The organism is Bradyrhizobium sp. JHI2711 (genome assembly GCF_056156565.1).
On the sequence record NZ_JBPZPT010000005.1, the window covers coordinates 61649 to 80428 of the forward strand.

Annotated in this window: 17 protein-coding genes; 10 read left to right on the forward strand and 7 right to left on the reverse strand. The window is 65.4% G+C overall.

The window, feature by feature from the left end; translation table 11 throughout:
• Window positions 1–22 precede the first annotated feature (22 nt).
• The 3 genes from ACTEK7_RS30955 (at window position 23) to ACTEK7_RS30965 (ending at window position 2321) form a co-directional block, all read left to right on the forward strand.
• Window positions 23–946 carry a LysR family transcriptional regulator gene (locus ACTEK7_RS30955; RefSeq protein WP_036029935.1) on the forward strand — a complete coding sequence of 308 codons (924 nt, stop codon included), beginning with the start codon at window positions 23–25 and terminating at the stop codon, window positions 944–946.
• Between the two features lie 146 nt (window positions 947–1092).
• Window positions 1093–1248 carry a hypothetical protein gene (locus ACTEK7_RS30960; protein ID WP_007612486.1) on the forward strand — a complete coding sequence of 52 codons (156 nt, stop codon included), beginning with the start codon at window positions 1093–1095 and terminating at the stop codon, window positions 1246–1248.
• Window positions 1249–1391: 143 nt separating this feature from the next.
• Window positions 1392–2321: an aspartyl/asparaginyl beta-hydroxylase domain-containing protein gene (locus ACTEK7_RS30965; protein WP_036029938.1), complete on the forward strand. Its 930-nt coding sequence runs from the start codon at window positions 1392–1394 to the stop codon at window positions 2319–2321.
• Window positions 2322–2414: 93 nt separating this feature from the next.
• Here ACTEK7_RS30965 and ACTEK7_RS30970 read toward each other — a convergent pair whose 3' ends face one another.
• The gene (locus tag ACTEK7_RS30970) at window positions 2415–2963 is read right to left on the reverse strand and encodes a Spy/CpxP family protein refolding chaperone (protein WP_036015773.1); all 549 of its coding nucleotides are present in this window, start codon (window positions 2961–2963) and stop codon (window positions 2415–2417) included.
• 166 nt (window positions 2964–3129) lie between these two features.
• Between ACTEK7_RS30970 and ACTEK7_RS30975 the strand changes: the two genes are divergently transcribed.
• Complete coding sequence (locus ACTEK7_RS30975) at window positions 3130–3588, forward strand: YybH family protein (RefSeq protein ID WP_036015790.1); 459 nt, start codon at window positions 3130–3132, stop codon at window positions 3586–3588.
• 72 nt (window positions 3589–3660) lie between these two features.
• On the opposite strand, the gene ACTEK7_RS30980 is transcribed toward ACTEK7_RS30975, so the two are convergent.
• From ACTEK7_RS30980 to galE, 3 genes are all read right to left on the reverse strand, one after another.
• The gene (locus ACTEK7_RS30980; protein WP_036029941.1) at window positions 3661–4362 is read right to left on the reverse strand and encodes a fumarylacetoacetate hydrolase family protein; all 702 of its coding nucleotides are present in this window, start codon (window positions 4360–4362) and stop codon (window positions 3661–3663) included.
• A gap of 33 nt (window positions 4363–4395) precedes the next feature.
• Entirely contained in the window at window positions 4396–6198 is a 1803-nt protein-coding gene (locus tag ACTEK7_RS30985) for an ABC transporter ATP-binding protein (RefSeq protein ID WP_036015777.1), read from the reverse strand.
• 119 nt (window positions 6199–6317) lie between these two features.
• Window positions 6318–7331 carry a UDP-glucose 4-epimerase GalE gene (gene galE / locus ACTEK7_RS30990; RefSeq protein ID WP_036015779.1) on the reverse strand — a complete coding sequence of 338 codons (1014 nt, stop codon included), beginning with the start codon at window positions 7329–7331 and terminating at the stop codon, window positions 6318–6320.
• A 126-nt stretch (window positions 7332–7457) separates the two neighbouring features.
• On the opposite strand from galE, the gene ACTEK7_RS30995 reads away from it, so the two are divergent.
• A complete protein-coding gene (locus ACTEK7_RS30995; RefSeq protein WP_225148278.1) occupies window positions 7458–8495 on the forward strand; it encodes a glycosyltransferase family 4 protein in 1038 nt (345 codons plus the stop codon).
• Window positions 8496–8680: 185 nt separating this feature from the next.
• Here ACTEK7_RS30995 and waaF read toward each other — a convergent pair whose 3' ends face one another.
• Entirely contained in the window at window positions 8681–9742 is a 1062-nt protein-coding gene (gene waaF / locus ACTEK7_RS31000; protein WP_036029947.1) for a lipopolysaccharide heptosyltransferase II, read from the reverse strand.
• Between the two features lie 158 nt (window positions 9743–9900).
• Between waaF and rfaD the strand changes: the two genes are divergently transcribed.
• From rfaD to ACTEK7_RS31025, 5 genes are all read left to right on the forward strand, one after another.
• A complete protein-coding gene (gene rfaD / locus ACTEK7_RS31005) occupies window positions 9901–10881 on the forward strand; it encodes an ADP-glyceromanno-heptose 6-epimerase (protein ID WP_036029948.1) in 981 nt (326 codons plus the stop codon).
• A gap of 13 nt (window positions 10882–10894) precedes the next feature.
• Window positions 10895–12379, forward strand: coding sequence for a D-glycero-beta-D-manno-heptose-7-phosphate kinase (gene rfaE1, locus ACTEK7_RS31010; RefSeq protein WP_036029951.1), 1485 nt, complete (start codon window positions 10895–10897; stop codon window positions 12377–12379).
• Window positions 12376–13662, forward strand: a complete 1287-nt coding sequence (locus ACTEK7_RS31015) for an O-antigen ligase family protein (protein WP_225148279.1) — start codon at window positions 12376–12378, stop codon at window positions 13660–13662. Before rfaE1 ends, ACTEK7_RS31015 begins: the two co-directional genes overlap by 4 nt.
• Before the next feature lie 84 nt (window positions 13663–13746).
• Window positions 13747–15660, forward strand: coding sequence for an SDR family NAD(P)-dependent oxidoreductase (locus ACTEK7_RS31020; protein WP_225148280.1), 1914 nt, complete (start codon window positions 13747–13749; stop codon window positions 15658–15660).
• A 35-nt stretch (window positions 15661–15695) separates the two neighbouring features.
• Window positions 15696–16643 carry an NAD-dependent epimerase/dehydratase family protein gene (locus ACTEK7_RS31025; RefSeq protein ID WP_225148281.1) on the forward strand — a complete coding sequence of 316 codons (948 nt, stop codon included), beginning with the start codon at window positions 15696–15698 and terminating at the stop codon, window positions 16641–16643.
• Here the strand turns inward: ACTEK7_RS31025 and ACTEK7_RS31030 are convergent.
• Together ACTEK7_RS31030 and ACTEK7_RS31035 are read right to left on the reverse strand one after the other, a co-directional pair.
• On the reverse strand, window positions 16631–17650 hold the full coding sequence (locus ACTEK7_RS31030; RefSeq protein ID WP_225148282.1) for an MraY family glycosyltransferase: 1020 nt from the start codon (window positions 17648–17650) through the stop codon (window positions 16631–16633). The two genes, ACTEK7_RS31025 and ACTEK7_RS31030, sit on opposite strands and share 13 nt — an antisense overlap.
• Window positions 17647–18606, reverse strand: coding sequence for a lysylphosphatidylglycerol synthase transmembrane domain-containing protein (locus ACTEK7_RS31035; protein ID WP_225148283.1), 960 nt, complete (start codon window positions 18604–18606; stop codon window positions 17647–17649). The genes ACTEK7_RS31030 and ACTEK7_RS31035 overlap by 4 nt, the downstream gene beginning before the upstream one ends.
• Between the last annotated feature and the right edge of the window lie 174 nt (window positions 18607–18780).

An 18780-nucleotide genomic window follows, 5' to 3' on the forward strand; every position in this document is an offset into this window, starting at 1 on the left:
CTCAGGGGGCTGCGGCGAGCGCATGGATCGTCTGGACGCGATGAAGGTGTTTGTCCTTGCGGTGGACGAGGGCAGCTTGGCTGCCGCAGGACGCAAGCTCGGCCGATCGCCGGCTGCGGTGAGCCGCGCCATCGCCTTTCTGGAGCAGCGGGTCGGCGCCGAGCTGCTGCACCGGACGACACGCTCGATCAAGCTGAGCGAGGAAGGCGAGCGTTATGTCGCGATCTGCCGCCGCGTGCTCACCGATCTGGAGGAGGCCGAGGACATCGCGGCCGGACCGCGCACGGCTCCGCGTGGTCTGCTCACGATCACCGCTCCGGTGGTCTCCGGCGAGATGGTACTGCGGCCGATCCTCGACGCGTTTCTCGACGCCTATCCGACCGTATCGGCAAAACTCCTGCTGTTCGACCGTGCGGTCAATCTGATCGAGGAAGGCGTCGATATCGCGCTTCGCATCGGTCCGCTGGCGGATTCGGCGATGTTGGCGATGCGGGTCGGCGGGATCAGCCGCGTCGTGGTGGCAGCTCCCCGCTACCTGAAACAACATCCGCGCATCACCGAGCCGGGCGATCTCGCCAAACACCAGATCGTCGCGATGGCGCATCTGCCCAATTCCTGGACCTTTGCGCCGCAGCCGGGCTCATCGGCGCCGCGCACCGTGCAGTTCACCCCGCGGCTCGTCGTCAACAGCACCTATGCGGCAGTGGCCTCCACTGTGGCCGGGCGCGGCGTGGCGCGGATGTATTCGTACCAAGTGGCCGAGCAGGTCTCGCGCCGCGAGCTCGAGATCGTGCTGGCGGACGACGAGGATCCGGAGATGCCAGCGCATCTGATCTGCCCGCAGGGCCGGCTTTCGGTGCCCAAGGTGCGCGCCTTCACCGACTTCGCCGTGCCCCGGCTGAAGAAGCAGTTTGCGCTGCTGAAGCAGAGCACCAAGGCGCGTTGAGCCGCTTCATGCCCGCGCAATGCGCGTTTTCGCGTATACGGCGGGGCGGCTGAATCGGCGATGGTTCCTGAACGGTTAACGCCGATTTAACGGATGAGTCCTAGCCTGTCTCGGCCGGGGTTACGCGCAAGGCCGAGGTGAACCCAATGGAAGCCCAGAGAATAGCGGTCGACGCCGTCGTCGCGCTGACCGATTGCGACCGCGATGCCGTCATCGCCTTCATCCGCCGCCTCTACCTCGCCGGCGTCACCGACCCCAAACGCCTGACCTTCAAGGGCCTGCAGGCGCTGTCGCGGGCCTGATTCGGCTCGTTTCGGCCGGTTTTGACCCCAGTTTCAACCCTTGCTCTCCCCGGCGTGATTGCAACCCACCGGCGAATATCTTGCCGCTCCGGCCGGGTCGAGCTACACGACACCCCGGCTGGGTCACTTGGGGGGTTGGGGAAATGTTGAAACAGCTTTTTGCGCCGCAGCTCGTCATTTTGTACGTGCTTGCGGCTTCGACGATTTACGTCCACTTCCGCGGCAAGCAGCGGCTGCGCTTCGCGCGCCAGCTCGGCGATCACTCGACCTATCTCGCACCTTACAATGTGCTGATGTATGCGGGCTCGGCGGTGCCGAACAAGCCGGTGATCTCGGTCGATCAGTTTCCGGAGCTGAAGCCCCTCCGCGAGAACTGGGAGACCATCCGCGACGAAGCCGTGCGCCTGTTCGATGAAGGTTTTATCCGCGCGGCGGCGAAGAACAACGATTGGGGCTTCTACTCGTTCTTCAAGAGCGGCTGGAAGCGGTTCTACCTGAAATGGTACGACGACTTCCTGCCGTCGGCGAACACGCTGTGCCCGACGACGGTGGAGCTACTCAAATCGATACCGAGCGTGCATGGCGCGATGTTCGCGATGCTGCCGCCCGGCGGCAAGCTCGGCGCTCACCGTGATCCCTTCGCCGGCTCTCTGCGCTATCACCTCGGCCTGGTCACGCCGAACTCGAACAAGTGCCGGATCCTCGTCGATGGCGTCGAATGCGTCTGGCGTGATGGCGAGGCCTTCATGTTCGACGAGACCTTCATCCACAGCGCCGAGAATGCGACCGACGTCAACCGCATCATCCTGTTCTGCGATGTCGAGCGCCCGATGAAGTACGGCTTCATGACCGCGATCAACCGCTGGGTCAGCCATCACATCGTCAAGGCGTCGGCGACCCAGAATGTCGACGGTGAGCACGTCGGCGTGCTCAACAAGGTGTTCGGCAAGCTCTACGAGATCCACCTCGCCAGCCGCAAGGTGAAGGAGTGGAACCGCAACGTCTACTACACGCTGAAATACGCGCTGGCGGCGCTGATCCTCGGCCTCATCGTGTATTCGGCACTGAACTGAGGCAAATGCGCGGGGCGGATCAGCGAAGCTTGGTCGGCCGTTGCCTCATCTCGATCCGCCCTAGCGCGATCGTCTGATCTCGGTCGGCATTGTCTAGTGATGGTGCTTGTGCTTGTGCCCTGCGGAGCCGTCGGGACGCTGATAGCCCCGTAACTCTGCATATCGCTGCATCTGGCTCTGATCGAGCACGGCAGCGGTTGAGAGGTGGTATTTGAGGTGGCTCTCGCGGAGCTGCCCCTGAGTTTCGGCAATGGCGCCAATGCTGGTCTTGAGCGCTTCCGATGTGACCCTGCGGGAAGAGAAGAGGTCTTCCAGCGCTCTCTCTTGCTCGACGAGCTTGTTACCCAGCGGAACGGCTTCCTGTTTCATGGCATCGAACAGCCGTTGAACCTCGGCGCGCTGATCGGCGGTCAGGCCGAGACGATCACTGAGCTCGAGGACGTGGCTGGGACCGGGATATCCATTGAGCTCCGCAGCGAGAGCCAGGCCCATACCGCGTCCGGCGCGGAGATCGTCGATCTGTTGCTGTGACAGCGCCTTGATGGGGCGCTTCTCAAGGCCGGCATAGGGTTGACTGGACTGCGCGCCGGCTGTGCTGCCCGTGAGGAGGAGGGAGGCTGCAAGCAGAAGGACGCGGTTCATGAATCTGGCTCCCACAAAATGGAGCCGGCCGATGTCGAAGCATCGAACCCGGCTGTGACGTGACACCTGTCGCGATCGAGTGATCCCGGAGCACAAATCTTGCTGGATCGTCCGGCCCATGGCAACAAAGATCGCCGTGATTGAGTTGCCGAATGTGGAGCAGGTGATGGCCTCTTTGCCGACCGCGAATACTGAGATCACGCAGTTCTTCCGCCGATGGCTGGACACCTTCGCGGGTTATGTCCGAGAGGTCGATTACGCCTCGGCGCGGCCGCTCTTCGATCCGGACGTGCTCGCCTTCGGCACCCATAGCGACGTCATCCCCGGCCTCGATCAATGGGTCAAAACCCAATGGGACAATGTCTGGCCGAAGACGACCGACTTCCGTTTCGTCCTCGATCAGACCTCCGTTCTGGCATCACCGGACGGTATGATGGCAACCGTCGTCGCGCCGTGGACGAGCACGGGCTATCATCCCGATGGCAGCACGTTCGCGCGCCCAGGCCGCGCGACGATGGTGTTTTCGAGGAACGGCGATGGCTGGCTGTGCGTGCATTCGCACATGTCGCTCAATCGCGGTGTGCCGCAGGCGAGCCACGCCAATCGGCCGGTAAAGGCCTGGTAGCTCGACCGCGTGCACGATCGACATGCAAAAGGCCCCATTCCGGGGCCTTTTGAGTTCGAGCTGCAGCGAGCCTTATTCCGGCTGGCCGATGCTGACCTTCAGCGTGCCGATGCCGTCGACGCCGCATTCGAGCTTGTCGCCAGGCTGGAGCTGCGACACGCCGGCGGGCGTGCCGGTCATGATGATGTCGCCGGCGGCGAGCTTCACCTGCTGGGAGAGCTGCCAGATGATCTCGGGCACGTTCCAAATCAACTCGGTGAGGTCGCCCTTCTGCGCTTCCTTGCCGTTGACCGTCAGCCAGATCTTGCCCTTGGAGGGATGGCCGATCTTCGAGGCCGGCTGCAGCGCGGAGCAGGGCGCCGAATAGTCGAACGACTTGCCGATCTCCCACGGGCGCTCCTTCTTGCGCGATGCGATCTGGAGATCGCGCCGGGTGAGGTCGATGCCGACAGCGTAGCCGTAGACGTGGTCCAGAGCCTTGTCGGCGGGAATGTTCAGTCCACCGCTCTTCATCGCGACGACCAGCTCGACCTCGTGATGCAGATCCTTGGTCAGAGGCGGATAGGGAATGGTGGCGCCGTCGGGCACCAGCATGTCGGCATGCTTGGCGAAGAAGAACGGCGGTGCGCGCTCGTCATTGCCCATCTCGCGGATGTGCTCGAGATAGTTGCGGCCGACGCACCAGATGCGGCGTACCGGATAACGGCCGCTCTCGCCGACGACGGGAAGCGAAGCCTGGGGCGGAAGCGGGATGACGTAGGAGGCGGCGTTCATGCGGGTCTCGCTGCTCTTGAGGTGGAACGAACTCTATGCGGTTGCGCTGATCGGCGCCAGAGCGCCGGCGTCGTGATGCTGCAGGCGGAAGAACGAGGCATAGCGGCCGCCGCGACGGAGCAGCTCGTCATGGCGGCCCTGCTCGACGATCTCGCCGCCTTCGACAACCAGGATGCTGTCTGCGTGCATGATGGTGTGCAGGCGGTGCGCGATCACGATGGTGGTGCGGTTCTGGCAGAGATGCTCGATCGCCTCCTGCACCTGCCGCTCGGATTCGGAATCGAGCGCGGCAGTGGCTTCGTCCAGGAGGATGATCGGCGCGTTCTTGAGCAGCGCGCGCGCGACCGCAATGCGCTGGCGCTGTCCGCCCGAGAGCTGGGTGCCGTGCTCGCCGACGGGCGTGTCGTAGCCGAGCGGAAAGCCCGTGATGAAGTCGTGCGCGCAGGCCGCCTTCGCCGCCTCGACGATCTCGTCCTCGCTGGCGTCCGGCTTGCCGAAGGCGATGTTGTTGCGAATGGTGTCGCGGAACAGATAGACGTCCTGGCCGACATAGGCGGTCTGGGCGCGCAGTGATTTGCGCGAGACCGACGAGATCGGCTGGCCGTCGATCACGATGTCGCCCTGCGTCACCTCGTAGAAGCGCAGGAGCAGGCCCAGCACGGTCGACTTGCCGCCGCCGGAGGGGCCGACCAGCGCAGTCACCTTGCCGGGCTCCGCGACGAAGCTCATCCGGTTGAGCACCGTCTCGCCCGAGCGATAGGAGAAACTGACATCGCGCAGCTCGATACGGGCATCTGTCAGCTTCAGCGCCGGCTTGTCATCGTCGGACTGCTCGCTCGCGGGGCTGTCGACGACCTCGAGCAGCATACGGGCGCCGACGAGCTGGCTGTTGAGATCGATGTTGAGCCGGGCCAGCCGCTTGGCCGGCTCGGTCGCCATCAGGAATGCGGTCATGAAGGAGAAGAACGCGCCGGGCGTGGCGTTCAGCGCGACCACGGCATAGCCGCCATACATCAGGCAGCCCGCGACGGCGAAGCCGCCCAGCATCTCCATCAGCGGGTTGGAGCGGTTGGCGACGCGGGCCATCTTGTTGGCGTTGCGTTCGACGACCGCGATGTTCTCGTCGATGCGCCTCTGCATGGTCTCTTCGAGCGTGAACGCCTTGACGGTGCGGATGCCCTGAAGCGATTCCTGCATCGTCTCCATGATGTCGGCGGTGCCGGTGAACTGGTTGAAGGCGAGGCCCTTGATGCGCTTGACCAGCTTGCGCAGCACCAGCATCGCCGGGGGCACTGCGACGAGGCCGATGAACGACATCAGCGGATCCTGCCACACCATCACGCCGATCATGGCGAGCAGCATCAGGAGGTCGCGCCCGACGGCGTTGACCAGCATGTTGAGGACGTCGGTGATCGACTTGGCGCCGGCGGTCAGCCGCGCCAGGAATTCGGAGGAGTGCCGCTCGGAAAAGAAGCCGACGCTCTCGCGCATCAGCTTGGCGAACAGCTGGCGCTGGTTGGTGGCGAGGATGGCGTTGCTGATCTTGGTCAGGATCACCATGTGGCCGTAGGTCGCCACGCCTTTGATGAAGAGCAGAACGACCGTGATCCCCGAAAACATCGCGATGCCCGGGATGTTCTTGTCGACATAGGCCTGGTTGATGACCTGGCCGAGCACGTAGGTCGCGCCTGCGGTCGCACCGGCCGCCAGCGCCATCAGCGCGAAGGCCACGAGGTAGCGCCGCCAGTAGATGATTCCCTGTTCCGTGATCAGGCGGCGAATCAGGACCGCTGCCGCGTAGGGATCGTCGGTGATTTTCTTTGGAAACTGGGCCATCCGGTGTCCATTGACGGCGCAGGACAAAAGCCTGCCCGCGCGTCAGGGATCGATGGGCCTCTGTGCCCGCTCAAGCCGGGTTTTTCAAGCCCAATTAAGGGCTTGCGCTTGGGATGATTCTAGGCGGAGGCGGCGTGGCGGAGCTCGCCGTGGCGCTCGCGGAACAACTTGTCCTCCCAGGCCAGCGCATGGGCTGCGATGGTCTCGAGGTCGTCGTATTGCGGCCGCCAGTCGAGCAGGCTGCGGATGCGGCTGGTGTCGGCGACCATGGTCATGATGTCGCCGGGCCGGCGCGGGGCGTATTGCACGGCGAAGCTGCGGCCCGAAACCCGGCGCACCGCGTCGATGGTCTCCAGCACCGAATAGCCGCGGCCATAGCCGCAATTGAGCGTGGACGAGGCGCCGCCATTGCGCAGATAAGCGAGTGCCGAGCGATGGGCCTGCGACAGGTCCGTGACGTGGATGAAGTCGCGGATGCAGCTGCCGTCCGGGGTCGGATAGTCGGTGCCGAACACGTCGATCTTGGCGCGCTGGCCGGTGGCGGCTTCCACCGCGATCTTGAGCAGGTGCGTGGCGCCGACGGTGGCTAGCCCAATGCGCGCCTGCGGATCGGCGCCGGCGACGTTGAAGTAACGCAAGGTCACGTATTGCATGCCGTAGGCGGCTGCAACGTCGTGCAGCATGATCTCGGTCATCAGCTTCGAGGAGCCGTAAGGCGACAGCGGCCGCGTCGGCGCGTGCTCGGGCACCGGCACCTGGTCCGGATTGCCGTAGACCGCAGCGGTCGAGGAAAAGATGAAACGGCCAATGCCGCGCTTGACCGCGACGTTGAGCAGGTTGCGCGCGGTGGTGAAGTTGTTGCGGTAATAGCCGAGCGGATCGCGCATCGAATCCGGCACGACCACCGAGCCTGCGAAATGGATGATGCTCTCGATGTCGTGCTGGGCGATCACGCCTTCGAGCAGGTTCTCGTCGCCGGCATCGCCGATGAACAGCGGCACGCCTTCGGGAAGGTAGGCCGAGAAACCGGTGGAGAGATCGTCGATCACGACGACGTCCTCGCCGGCTTCCGCCAGCGCCAGGACCGTATGACTTCCAATATAGCCGGCGCCGCCGGTGACTAGCACAGTCATGATCTCACCCGTCTTCGATCAACGCGCAAGGCTAGCGCTTGCGTGGTGAAGAGGGGGTATCGGAGCGGCTGAACTGGTCACTATGCTTAATGTTGCGTATAGGGACTTTGCGAAATGGAGTGTGACGTGGCGGGTTTCCCCGGCGATCTCGAATTGATCGTGCCAAATCTGCACAGGCGCTATTCCGGGGTCACCGCGACCAACCGGATGGTGGCGCCGCGGCTGGCAAAGCTGTACCGCGCCGCCTGGTTCGGCTCGGACGCGCCGGCGGGGATCGCGCGCCTGAGCATCGGAGATCTCCTCAAGCTCTGGCGCCGCAAGCGGCCTGTGATCTGGCATGCGCGCCGCAACAACGAGATGATCGCGGGCGTTGGCTTGCGCGCGCTCGGCTGGCCGCTCAAGCTCGTGTTCACCTCGGCGGCGCAGCGGCACCATAGCTGGATCACGCGCTGGCTGATCCGACAGATGGATGCGATCATCGCGACGAGCGACATCTCGGCCTCGTTCCTGAAGGTGACGGCGACGGTGATCCCGCACGGCGTCGACACCGACGTCTATGCGCCGCCCCAGGACCGCGCTGCGGCCTTTGCCGAAAGCGGCCTGCCGGGCCGCTACGCCATCGGCTGTTTCGGCCGCGTGCGGGCGCAGAAGGGCACCGACCTGTTCGTCGATGCGATGTGCCGGCTGCTGCCGCGCTATCCGGATTTCACCGCTGTCATCGTCGGGCAGGTGACGGCCGAGCAGACGCCCTTTGCCAACGACCTGAAGAAGCGCATCGAGGCAGCAAACCTGCAGTCGCGCATCGTCATCACCGGCGAGCTGCCGATCGAAGCAGTGCAGCGCTGGTATCAGCGCCTGACCATCTACGCCTTCACTTCGCGCAACGAAGGCTTTGGTCTGACGCTGATCGAGGCGATGGCGGCCGGCAGCGCGCTCGTGGCCGCACGCGCCGGCGCGGCGGAGCTCGTCGTCGAGGATGGTGTCACCGGCGTGCTGATCCCGACGGGAGATGCCGACGCGCTCGCTGCGGCGCTCGAGCCGCTGATGCGTGATGTGGCTGCGGCGACCGCGATGGGTGAGCGCGGGCGGGCGCGGGTGCTCGAGAAGTTCAGCCTCGATGCCGAGGCGGCGCGGATCGGCGCGGTCTATCGGCCGCTGCTCTGAGGCCGTTTTCGTCTGTCGCAAACAAAACCGCGAAAACAACCCCATGCACAGTAGCCGGGGTCAGCAAAATCAAGGAGTTGGCGGAGAGTTCGAGAGATTGCGGATTTTTCGAACGAATTTTGACTCGTCGGGCAAAACAGTGGCAGGATGTCATCATCGGCCCGAGCCACGATCGCCTCAGTTCGTCACCCGCTTCCCGCTTCCCCCAGCACCCTCTCCGCAATCCCCACCACCTCGCTTGCCGCAATATTCCGCATGCAGCGGTGGTCGTTCACCTTGCAGACCGTGCTCTGGCAGGGCTGGCAGGACAGCTTTTCCTTGTCCTGCACCAGTGTCGCGGCGAGGCCGTTCAGCGGGGCCCAGAGATAGGGGCTGGTGGGACCGAAGATGCCCATGGTCGGCGTGCCCAGGGCGGCTGCGATGTGCATCAGGCCGGAATCGTTGGAGATGGCAACGCCGGCGGCGGCCATGGCGAGGATGCCGTTGCGCAAGTCCGAGCCGGTGAGATCGCGGACGCCCGGGCCGCCGGCGGCGACGATCTCCTGGGCGAGCTCCTTTTCGGCGGGACCGCCGACCACCCAGACCTCGAGGCCGCGCTCGACCAGCAGGCGGGCGGCTTCGGGATAAGAGGTCCAGCGCTTGGAGACGCCGACCGAGCCCGGGGCGAGTGCCACCGCAGCGCCGGCACCGAGACCATTGGCCTCGCGCCACCGGGCGATCTCCTCGGCCGGGACGCGCAGTTGCGGTACCGGCCATTCCGCGGGCAGGGGCGCGCCGTCGGGCTGGGCGAGGGCGGCGTTCTTGTCGATGAAGCGGGGCAGCTTCTTCTCACCCCAGCGCCAGCGGTTGAGCAGGCCGAACCGGAACTCGCCGACGAAGCCGATCCGTTCAGGAATACCGGCGAGTGCCGGCGCGATGGCCGCTTTCCAGGTCCGGGGCAGCACCAGGGCAGTGCCGTAATTCTGTTTCCGCAGCAGCCCTGCCAAGCCGAACTGGCGTGCGACGGCCAGCCGGCTGCGCGGCATATCCCAGACGATGCCGGCGCGCACCCCGGGCATGTAGTCCACCAGCGGGGCGCACAGGGAGGTGGTGAGGAGATCGACCGGCCGGTTCGGCCAGCGCTCCTTCAGGACCCGCACGACGGTGTGATTCCGCACGAAATCGCCGATCCACATGTAGGGGACGATCAGGATCGGGCGTGTGTCGCTCCGATCTGCATCACTACCAAGTTGCGAATCAATATTCATTCGTTATGAGGGCCGACCACGTGCCGATATGGCGGCTCGGTTAGCCGCTCCGGGCCGGCAGGTAAAGGCGGCAGAAGAGCAATCCCAAAACAGCTTACACTTTGGCGGATCATGCGCTAGGGCAGGATCGGGCACCTAAAATCGGGCAGGTAGGTGGAATGTTGCTGGTGACCGGCGGGGCCGGTTTTATCGGATCGAATGTCGTGGCCGCGCTGAACGAGGCCGGTCGCAGCGACGTCGTGATCTGCGATCTCCTCGGAACCGAAGGCAAATGGCGCAATCTCGCCAAGCGGCAGCTTGTGGATATCGTTCCCCCGACCGAGCTGATGGACTGGCTGAAGGGCCGCAAGCTGGAGGCCATGATCCATCTCGGGGCGATTTCCGCGACCACGGCGACCGACGGTGATCTCGTCGTCGAGACCAATTTCCGCCTGTCGATGCGCCTGCTGGACTGGTGCACGATGAATGCCGTGCCGTTCATCTACGCGTCCTCGGCGGCGACCTATGGCGACGGCACGGAAGGCTTCGACGACGATTCCTCGCTGCCGGCGCTGAAGAAGTTGCGGCCTATGAATCTCTACGGCTGGAGCAAGCACCTGTTCGATCTCGCTGTCGCCGAACGTGTGGCGCGCGGCGATCGGCTCCCGCCGCAATGGGCCGGCCTGAAATTCTTCAACGTGTTCGGGCCGAACGAATATCACAAAGGCTCGATGATGAGCGTGCTGGCGCGGCGCTTCGACGACGTCAGGGCAGGCCGCGTCGTGCAGCTGTTCAAGTCGCATCGCGAGGGCATCGCCGACGGCGATCAGCGTCGCGATTTCATCTATGTCGACGATGTCGCGCGCGTGGTTCTTTGGCTGCTCGCGACGCCGTCGGTGTCCGGCCTGTTCAACGTCGGCACCGGCAAGGCGCGCAGCTTCAAGGACCTCATGCTGGCTGCCTATGCGGCGCTCGGCACCAGTCCCAACATCGAATACATCGACATGCCCGAGCAGATCCGCGGCGCTTACCAGTATTTCACCCAGAGCGAGGTCGATCGTCTGCTCCGCGCCGGCTATAACGGCGGCTTCACGACGCTCGAGGACGCGGTGAAGGCCTATGTCGGGGATTATCTCGACCGGCCCGACCGCTTTCGCTGAGGCCCTTTCGACCATGCCGACGCCCATTCTCGATTTCGATGCCCTCGCGCAAGCCATCTCAGGCCGTACGGTGCTGTGCATCGGCGACATCATGCTGGACGAGTTCGTCTACGGCGAGGTGTCGCGGATCTCGCCGGAAGCGCCGGCGCCCGTCATCGCCGCCCAGCGCAGCGAGATCCACGTCGGCGGCGCCGGCAACGTCGCGCGCAACGTCGCTTCGCTCGGCGCGCGCTGCATCTTCGTCGGTCTCATCGGCGAGGACGAGGCCGGCACGCGGCTCGAGGCCGCGCTCAATGATCAAGCCGGCATCGAGAGCGTGCTGGTGCGCGACGCCTGGCGGCCGACCACGCGAAAAGTCCGCTTCGTCTCCGAACATTTTTCCACGCACATGCTGCGCGCGGATTGGGAGCAGGCGCTGGCTGCGTCCGACGAGATCGAAACGAAGTTGATCGACGCGATCCTGCCGCAGATCGCGCGCGCCGACATCGTGCTGCTGTCCGACTATGCCAAGGGCGTGCTGACGGCTCGCGTGATCCGCCACACCATCGATGCCGCGCGCAAGCTCGGCAAGCCCGTCATCGTCGATCCCAAGAGCCTGAACTGGGCGATCTATCGCGGCGCCACGCTGCTCACGCCCAACCGCAAGGAATTCTCGGAAGCGACCCGCAGCCGCGCCGACACGGTGCAGAGCATCGTCGAGGCCAGCGAGGACGTGATGCGGCTCGCCGATTGCGAGGCGATCCTGGTCACCCAGGGCGAGCACGGCATGACCTTGGTGCCGCGGAATGGCGGGGCCGTCCACGTGCCGGCCGTCCCGGTGAAGGTGCGCGACGTCTCGGGCGCCGGTGACACCGTCGCCGCTGCGGTTGCGGTGTCGCTCGCGGCCGGCGCGGACTGGGACACGGCACTGCGCATGGCCAACGCCGCCGCCGCCGTCGCGGTCGGCAAGCAGGGCACCGCCAGTGTCAGCGCGGCCGAGCTGCGACGCAAGATCCTGCCGCATGCCACGCTCGCGGCCGAAGAGAAGATCGTGCTCGACCCGGCAGCACTCGACGCGCAGCTCGCCGAATGGAAAAGGCAGGGCCTGCGCGTCGGCTTCACCAACGGCTGTTTCGACATCCTTCATCCCGGCCACGTCAAGGTGCTGACCGCGGCGCGCGCCGCCTGCGACCGCCTGATCGTGGGGCTCAACAGCGACGCCTCGGTGCGGCGGCTGAAAGGTGCCGATCGTCCGGTCCAGGACGAGCGCGCGCGTGCCGAGGTGCTCGCCGCACTGGAGGCCGTCGATCTCGTCGTCATCTTCACGGAAGACACGCCGATCGACCTGATCACCAGGATCAACCCCGGCGTGCTGGTGAAGGGCGGCGATTACACACGCGAACAGGTCGTCGGCCATGAGGTGGTCGAGGCCGCGGGCGGGGCGGTCGTGCTGGTCGACATCCTCCAGGGCTTCAGCACGACGGCGCTGGTTCATCGCGCCCGGGGAGGGGGCAAGTGACGGCGCTCGCACGCGAGACCCCCGGCCAGATGTTGCGGCGGCGCCTGCGCAGTCCGGCGGCCTGGCGTGAAACAGTCGATCTGTTTGCGATCCTGACTGCGGCCTCGCTGCCCTGGTCGACATCGCTTGCGGGGATCTTCAACGCGCTGATGCTGATCTGCATGGTGCCGTTCCTCGATCTACGCGACTTCCTGCAGTCCTTGAAGCGTCCGATCTGCATTGCGCCGATCGCGCTGGTCGTTCTCGCGCTGCTGGGGACGCTGTGGTCGGACGCGGCCTGGGGTGCGCGCTTCTACGCGGTCAATCCGACCGTCAAGCTGCTCGTGCTGCCGGTCCTGCTCTATCATTTCGAGCGCTCGCCGCGTGGCCACTGGATATTCATCGCCTTCCTGGTGTCCTGCGCCTTGCTGTCGGTGATGTCCTGGCTGGTCGCCTTCTACCCGAACCTCGCGCTCAAGACCGATCCGCCCGAGCGCGGCATCTTCGTCAAGAACTACATTGACCAGAGCCAGGAATTCGCGCTTTGCGCGGTGGCGCTCGCCTATCCGATCGTGATGCTGTTGCGCGAGAAGCGATACTGGTTCGCCGCGTTGCTGACGGCGCTGGCGCTTAGCTTCTTCATCAATATGACCTTCGTGGTGGTGTCGCGCACCGCGCTCGTCACCATTCCGATCATGTTCGGCGTGTTTGCACTGCTTCACCTCAAATGGCGCAGCATCGCGATCATCTCCGGCGCGCTGCTCGTCGGCGCCGTTCTCGCCTGGCAGGCCTCGCCGCAATTGCGCCACACCGCCGAGAGGTTTACCACCGATTACACCGGCTATGTGGAACGGGGCGAGGCAACCTCCATGGGCATGCGGCTCGAGTTCTGGCGGAAGTCGCTCGGCTTCTTCGCGGAGGCGCCGATCCTGGGGCACGGCACCGGTTCGACCCGCGGGTTGTTCGAACGCGTCGCGACGCCCGCCGGTCAGCGGCGGGCGTCAGCCGAGGTGATCGGCAACCCGCACAACCAGACGCTGAACGTTGCGGTGCAATGGGGCGCGATCGGCGTCGCCATTCTCTACGCGATCTGGATATTGCATCTGCGGTTGTTTCGCGGCGACGGGATTGCCAATTGGATCGGACTCCTAGTCGTGGTGCAGAACGTCTTTACCTCGCTGTTCAACTCGCATCTGTTCGACTTCCACGAGGGCTGGATGTACGTCATCGGAGTCGGCGTTGCCGGAGGCATGGTGATCCGGGCACAACAGGTTCGGACCAAGACGGCGGAAGCGGGTTCCTGAGCGGTCGCGCGGCTGGCAAGTCTTGTCGAGATGGGCTATCAGCGCGGTCAGGTTGCATCTAACTGGGTTTTCATCGGTCGGCGGATGACGCGACTTACGCATCTCACCTCGCGCAATTTCCTGATCGCGCTCCACGACCTGCTGGCGACCACGGCAGCGCTTTTTGCCGCCTTCTATCTGCGATTCGAGGGTGGCGACGATTTCTACGCTCGATTGCCGCTGCTGTTCCAGATCCTGCCCTACTTCCTCGCCTTCAGCGTGGTCGTGTTCTTCTTCTGCAATCTGACCACGACGAAATGGCGTTTCATCTCGCTGCCTGACGCGCTGAACATCATTCGCGCGGCGACCGTGCTCACGGTTGCGCTGCTCGTGCTCGACTACATCCTCGTTGCCCCCAACGTTCGCGGCGCCTTCTTTCTCGGCAAGGTGACGATCGTCCTTTACTGGTTTCTCGAGATCTTCTTCCTCAGCGCGCTGCGCATGGCGTACCGCTACTTCCGCTATACGCGGGTGCGGCGTCACGCGAGGGGCGGGGAGGCCGCGCCGACGCTGCTGATCGGCCGCGCCGCGGATGCCGAAGTGCTGCTGCGCGGCATTGAGAGCGGAGCGATCAAGCGCATCTGGCCGATCGGCGTCTTGTCACCATCGCCTGCCGATCGGGGCCAGCTCATTCGCAACGTGCCGGTGCTGGGCGGCATCGACGACGTCGAGGATGTGATCTCGGATTTCGCCAAGCGCGACAAGCCCATCGCGCGCCTCATCATGACACCATCGGCTTTCGAGCCGGAGTCGCATCCGGAATCGATCCTGATGCGGGCGCGCAAACTGGGTGTGATCGTGAGCCGGATGCCCTCGCTGGAGAGCGGCGATACGCCAAGGCTCACGGCGGTTGCGGTCGAGGACCTCCTGCTGCGTCCGAGCGAGAAGATCGACTATGCTCGCCTGGAGGCCTTGATCAGGAGCAAGGCCGTGATCGTCACCGGCGGCGGCGGCTCGATCGGATCCGAGATCTGCGAGCGTGTGGTCGCCTTCGGCGCGGCACGTCTCTTGATCGTGGAAAATTCCGAGCCGGCTCTCTACGCGGTCACCGAGGCGCTGGCCGCGCGTGGTGCCACCGCACAGATCGAAGGCCGGATTGCCGACATTCGCGACCGCGAGCGCGTCATGCGCCTGATGGCCGAGTTCAAGCCCGACATCGTCTTCCATGCCGCGGCGCTCAAGCACGTGCCGATCCTCGAGCGCGATTGGAGTGAGGGCGTCAAAACCAACATCTTCGGTTCCATCAACGTCGCGGACGCCGCCGTTGCCGCCGGCGCCGAGGCGATGGTGATGATCTCTACCGACAAGGCAATCGAGCCGGTGTCGATGCTCGGCCTCACCAAGCGCTTTGCCGAAATGTACTGCCAGGCGCTCGATCGCGACCTCGCAGCCGGAGCGAACGGCAGCAAGCCGCCGATGCGGCTGATCTCGGTCCGGTTTGGCAACGTGCTGGCCTCGAACGGGTCGGTGGTGCCGAAGTTCAAGGCCCAGATCGAGGCCGGCGGGCCGGTGACGGTAACTCATCCCGACATGGTCCGTTACTTCATGACCATCCGCGAGGCCTGCGATCTCGTCATCACCGCGGCGACGCATGCGCTTGGGACGCAGCGTCCCGACGTCTCGGTCTACGTGCTCAACATGGGCCAGCCGGTGAAGATCGTCGATCTCGCCGAGCGCATGATCCGCCTGTCCGGGCTGCAGCCGGGCTACGACATCGAGATCGTGTTCACCGGCATGCGGCCGGGCGAGCGCCTGCACGAGATCCTGTTTGCCTCGGAGGAGCCGACCCGCGAGATCGGCGTGCCCGGCATCATGGCCGCGCAGCCGAACGAGCCGCCGATGCAGACGCTGCGCAAATGGAATGCGGCGCTTGAGCAGGCGATCGCGCGCGACGATCGCGCCACCATCAGGACCATCCTGAAGGATGCCGTGCCGGAATTTGGATCCACGGCGGCCTGACCATTGTTGCGCAATCCAGCGCTCGGGGAGCGACGATGAGCGAACGCAAACCGGTCGTGCTGGTGACAGGAGCGAGCGGCTTCATCGGCCGTCACCTCGGGCAGGCGCTGGTGCGCAAGGGATGGTCGGTCCGCCCCGTCGTCCGCAAGCGGCAGGGCATCGACGGCGAGGTCGTGATCGAATCGATCGGCCGCGACACCGACTGGCAGGCCGCGCTCGAGGGGGTGGAGGCGGTGGTTCACCTTGCCGCGCGCGTGCATCACAGGCGCGAGGAGCATGCAGCCCAGCTCTACCAGGACGTCAACACCGCCGGCACGGTGCACCTGGCGCGCTGCGCGGCGAGGGCGGGCGTGCGCCATTTCATCTTCATCAGCACCGTGCTGGTGCATGGCCGCAGCAACGAGGGCAGGGCCCCGTTCAGCGAGAACGACGTCCCGACGCCGCGCGGCCTCTACGGGACGTCCAAGGCGGCGGCCGAGGCAGGCCTGAGGACGCTCGCGGGCGAGAGCGACATGAAGATCTCCGTGATCAGGCCGCCCATGGTCTATGGCGCGAGCGCCAAGGGAAGTTTCGCTCTGTTGACGCGCGCGATGAACCTTGGGGTGCCGTTGCCGTTCGCCGCGATCCGCAATCGCCGCGCCTTCCTTGCCGTGCACAACCTATCGTCCTTCATCCTGCACCGGCTCGCTCATCCAGATGCGGCCGGCCATTTCGAGATATTCCTGCTCGCCGACAGCGAGCAGTTCTCGACGCCCGAATTCATCGCGCGTCTGGCTAAGGCCTCCGGCAAGCGCCCGCGACTGTTCGGCGTGCCGCCGGGCCTGCTCAGCGCGCTTTTCCGAATGATCGGCCGGCAGGACATGCATGACAGCCTGATCGGCTCGCTTGAGCTCGACGTCTCCAAGGCGCTCGCGACCGGCTGGCGGCCGGAGGTTTCGCTCGATGAGGGGCTGCGGCTCGCCGTGTCGGCTCAGGACGCCTGAGGGCGGGAGAAGCGGCGCAGCAGGAGGGCGACCGCGATCGCGCCGGCGATCAGCGCGGGCAGCGTGACGGCCACCGTCGCGGCGCGAACGGCGAGGATCGCCAGCCCTGCGAGCACGAGGTTAAGCAGGAAGACTTCGCCGCTCACCCGGGACACCGAGAAACCGTTGTCGGTCGCGCGCTGATAGAAATGCGAACGGTGCGCCGACCAGAACGGCTCGCGGCGCGCGATGCGCCGAAACAGCGTGGTGGTGGCATCGGCGAGGTAGTAGGCCGGCAGCAGCAGCGCCGCAGCCGCTTGTCCGTGCCAGGCGAGCTCGAGCAGGCACCAGCCGAGCAGGAGGCCGATCGGCAGGCTGCCGACATCGCCCAGGAAGACTTTTGCGACAGGACGGTTGAACGGCGCAAAGCCGAGCATGGCGCCGCACAGCGCGGTGGCGATCAGCACGGCCGGCCATGGGAGATCCCCGAGCATTCCCAGCAGCAGCAGCGCAGCGGTGATCGGAACGACTTCCGCCACCGTCATCAGGTCGAGCCCGTCCATGAAGTTGACGAGGTTCACGAACCAGACGCCGGCAAGGACGATGAGGCCGCGCTCCAGCGCGAGCGGCAGCGCCGGCACGATGCGCGCGGTGTCGGGGGCGGTGAACACCACGGCGCCGACGCAGGCGGCCTGCAGCACCAGGCGCACCAGCACGGGCAGCGATACGATGTCGTCGACGAAGCCGACCAGCGCGATCACGATTGTCGCAGCGACCAGCGCCGGCGGGATCGCGACATTGGCGGAGACCCCCCACAGCGAGGCAACGATCAGCGTCGCGGCGATCACCGCGATGCCGGCGCCCTGCGGGGTCGGGACGCGATGGGAGGACCGCGCATTCGGCCGCGCCAGCGCGTAGCGCTGCAGCAGGGGGCGGCTGGTCCAGGTCACGAGCGCCGAGATCAGCGCGGCCGCCGCAACGGCAAGCAGCAGGGCCGCGCCGGCGAGCGCATCGGCAGCCGAATTCACTCCGGCACTCCGATCGGGGCCGACCCTTGCGCGGCTTTCTCGGCGCTGAGGATCCAGACCAGGCCGCCGACTGCCCCGACCAGGAAGAACACGGCGCCGAACAGCAGCGAGACGTTGACGCCCTCGTTGGCGGAAAGTCCCGCGAAACCGAACGCAAGGCTCATCGTGGCCTCACGCACGCCCCAGCCGGCGATCGAGATCGGCATCATCGTGATCAGCATCACCGGCGGCACGAGCAGAAAGACGTCGCTGAAGCGAACCGGGGCCCCAATCGACTGCACGACGCACCAGGCGATGACGACGGCGAGCACGTGAACGAGGACCGACAGGATCGCGACGACGGGGCCGCGGGTGCCGCTGAAGATCACGCGATTGGCGATGACGGCGCAGGCGTGGATGTGATGCGTTGCCCACCAGGTCTTCAGCCAGCGCCATTTCAGCGCGCCGAAGATCATGAAGCCGAGGCCGCCGGCGAGCGCCAGGAGGTCGACGAGCAGCAGTGCCGAGCGACCGTGCGGATCGGTGATGAGGGTGTAGCTCCAGGGCAGGCTGGCGACGATCAAGATCGCGAGCGCGACTAGGCCAATGGCGCGGTCGACAAAGATCGAGTAGGTCGCCGTGCGCCAGCCCGCGCCGGCGCGGGCGACCAGCCACAGGCGCACCGCATCGCCGCCGATCGCCGACGGCAGCGTCTGGTTGAAGAACGAGCCGATCACGTTGTATCGCATGGCGCGGCCGAGCTCGAGCGGCGCGCCGCAGGCGGCGCTGATCTCGCGCCAGCGCAGCACGCCGACGAAGATCTGCAGGAACGTGACCGCGATCGCCACACCGAGCCAGAACAGGCTGGTCAGGGTGAATCGGGAAAACAGCTCGGACAGGTCGACCTTGCGCAGCGCCAGATAGAGCAGCGCCGCGGAAATCAGGATCTTGGCCGTCGACAACAGGATTCGGCGCATCTCGTCCGCATGAACAGGGTTTGCTAAGATTTGGAGGCAACCCGACGCGAGGCGCCGAATTCGGCCGCTTTGGTATGGTTTTGGCGCCGATCTTGCAATAGCCGTCGTTAAGGAGGCGTCGTTAAGGAGGCGTCGTTAAGGAGGCGTCGTTGAGGAGCCGTCGTTAAGGACGCC

What these genes read in the sequence shown, in the direction of transcription:
- ACTEK7_RS30955 (WP_036029935.1), top strand. Translation starts at nt 23, where the DNA reads ATGGATCGTCTGGACGCGATGAAGGTGTTTGTCCTTGCGGTGGACGAG.
- ACTEK7_RS30960 (WP_007612486.1), top strand. Translation starts at nt 1,093, where the DNA reads ATGGAAGCCCAGAGAATAGCGGTCGACGCCGTCGTCGCGCTGACCGAT.
- ACTEK7_RS30965 (WP_036029938.1), top strand. Translation starts at nt 1,392, where the DNA reads ATGTTGAAACAGCTTTTTGCGCCGCAGCTCGTCATTTTGTACGTGCTT.
- ACTEK7_RS30970 (WP_036015773.1), bottom strand. Translation starts at nt 2,963, where the DNA reads ATGAACCGCGTCCTTCTGCTTGCAGCCTCCCTCCTCCTCACGGGCAGC.
- ACTEK7_RS30975 (WP_036015790.1), top strand. Translation starts at nt 3,130, where the DNA reads ATGGCCTCTTTGCCGACCGCGAATACTGAGATCACGCAGTTCTTCCGC.
- ACTEK7_RS30980 (WP_036029941.1), bottom strand. Translation starts at nt 4,362, where the DNA reads ATGAACGCCGCCTCCTACGTCATCCCGCTTCCGCCCCAGGCTTCGCTT.
- ACTEK7_RS30985 (WP_036015777.1), bottom strand. Translation starts at nt 6,198, where the DNA reads ATGGCCCAGTTTCCAAAGAAAATCACCGACGATCCCTACGCGGCAGCG.
- galE (WP_036015779.1), bottom strand. Translation starts at nt 7,331, where the DNA reads ATGACTGTGCTAGTCACCGGCGGCGCCGGCTATATTGGAAGTCATACG.
- waaF (WP_036029947.1), bottom strand. Translation starts at nt 9,742, where the DNA reads ATGAATATTGATTCGCAACTTGGTAGTGATGCAGATCGGAGCGACACA.
- rfaD (WP_036029948.1), top strand. Translation starts at nt 9,901, where the DNA reads ATGTTGCTGGTGACCGGCGGGGCCGGTTTTATCGGATCGAATGTCGTG.
- rfaE1 (WP_036029951.1), top strand. Translation starts at nt 10,895, where the DNA reads ATGCCGACGCCCATTCTCGATTTCGATGCCCTCGCGCAAGCCATCTCA.
- ACTEK7_RS31020 (WP_225148280.1), top strand. Translation starts at nt 13,747, where the DNA reads ATGACGCGACTTACGCATCTCACCTCGCGCAATTTCCTGATCGCGCTC.
- ACTEK7_RS31025 (WP_225148281.1), top strand. Translation starts at nt 15,696, where the DNA reads ATGAGCGAACGCAAACCGGTCGTGCTGGTGACAGGAGCGAGCGGCTTC.
- ACTEK7_RS31035 (WP_225148283.1), bottom strand. Translation starts at nt 18,606, where the DNA reads ATGCGCCGAATCCTGTTGTCGACGGCCAAGATCCTGATTTCCGCGGCG.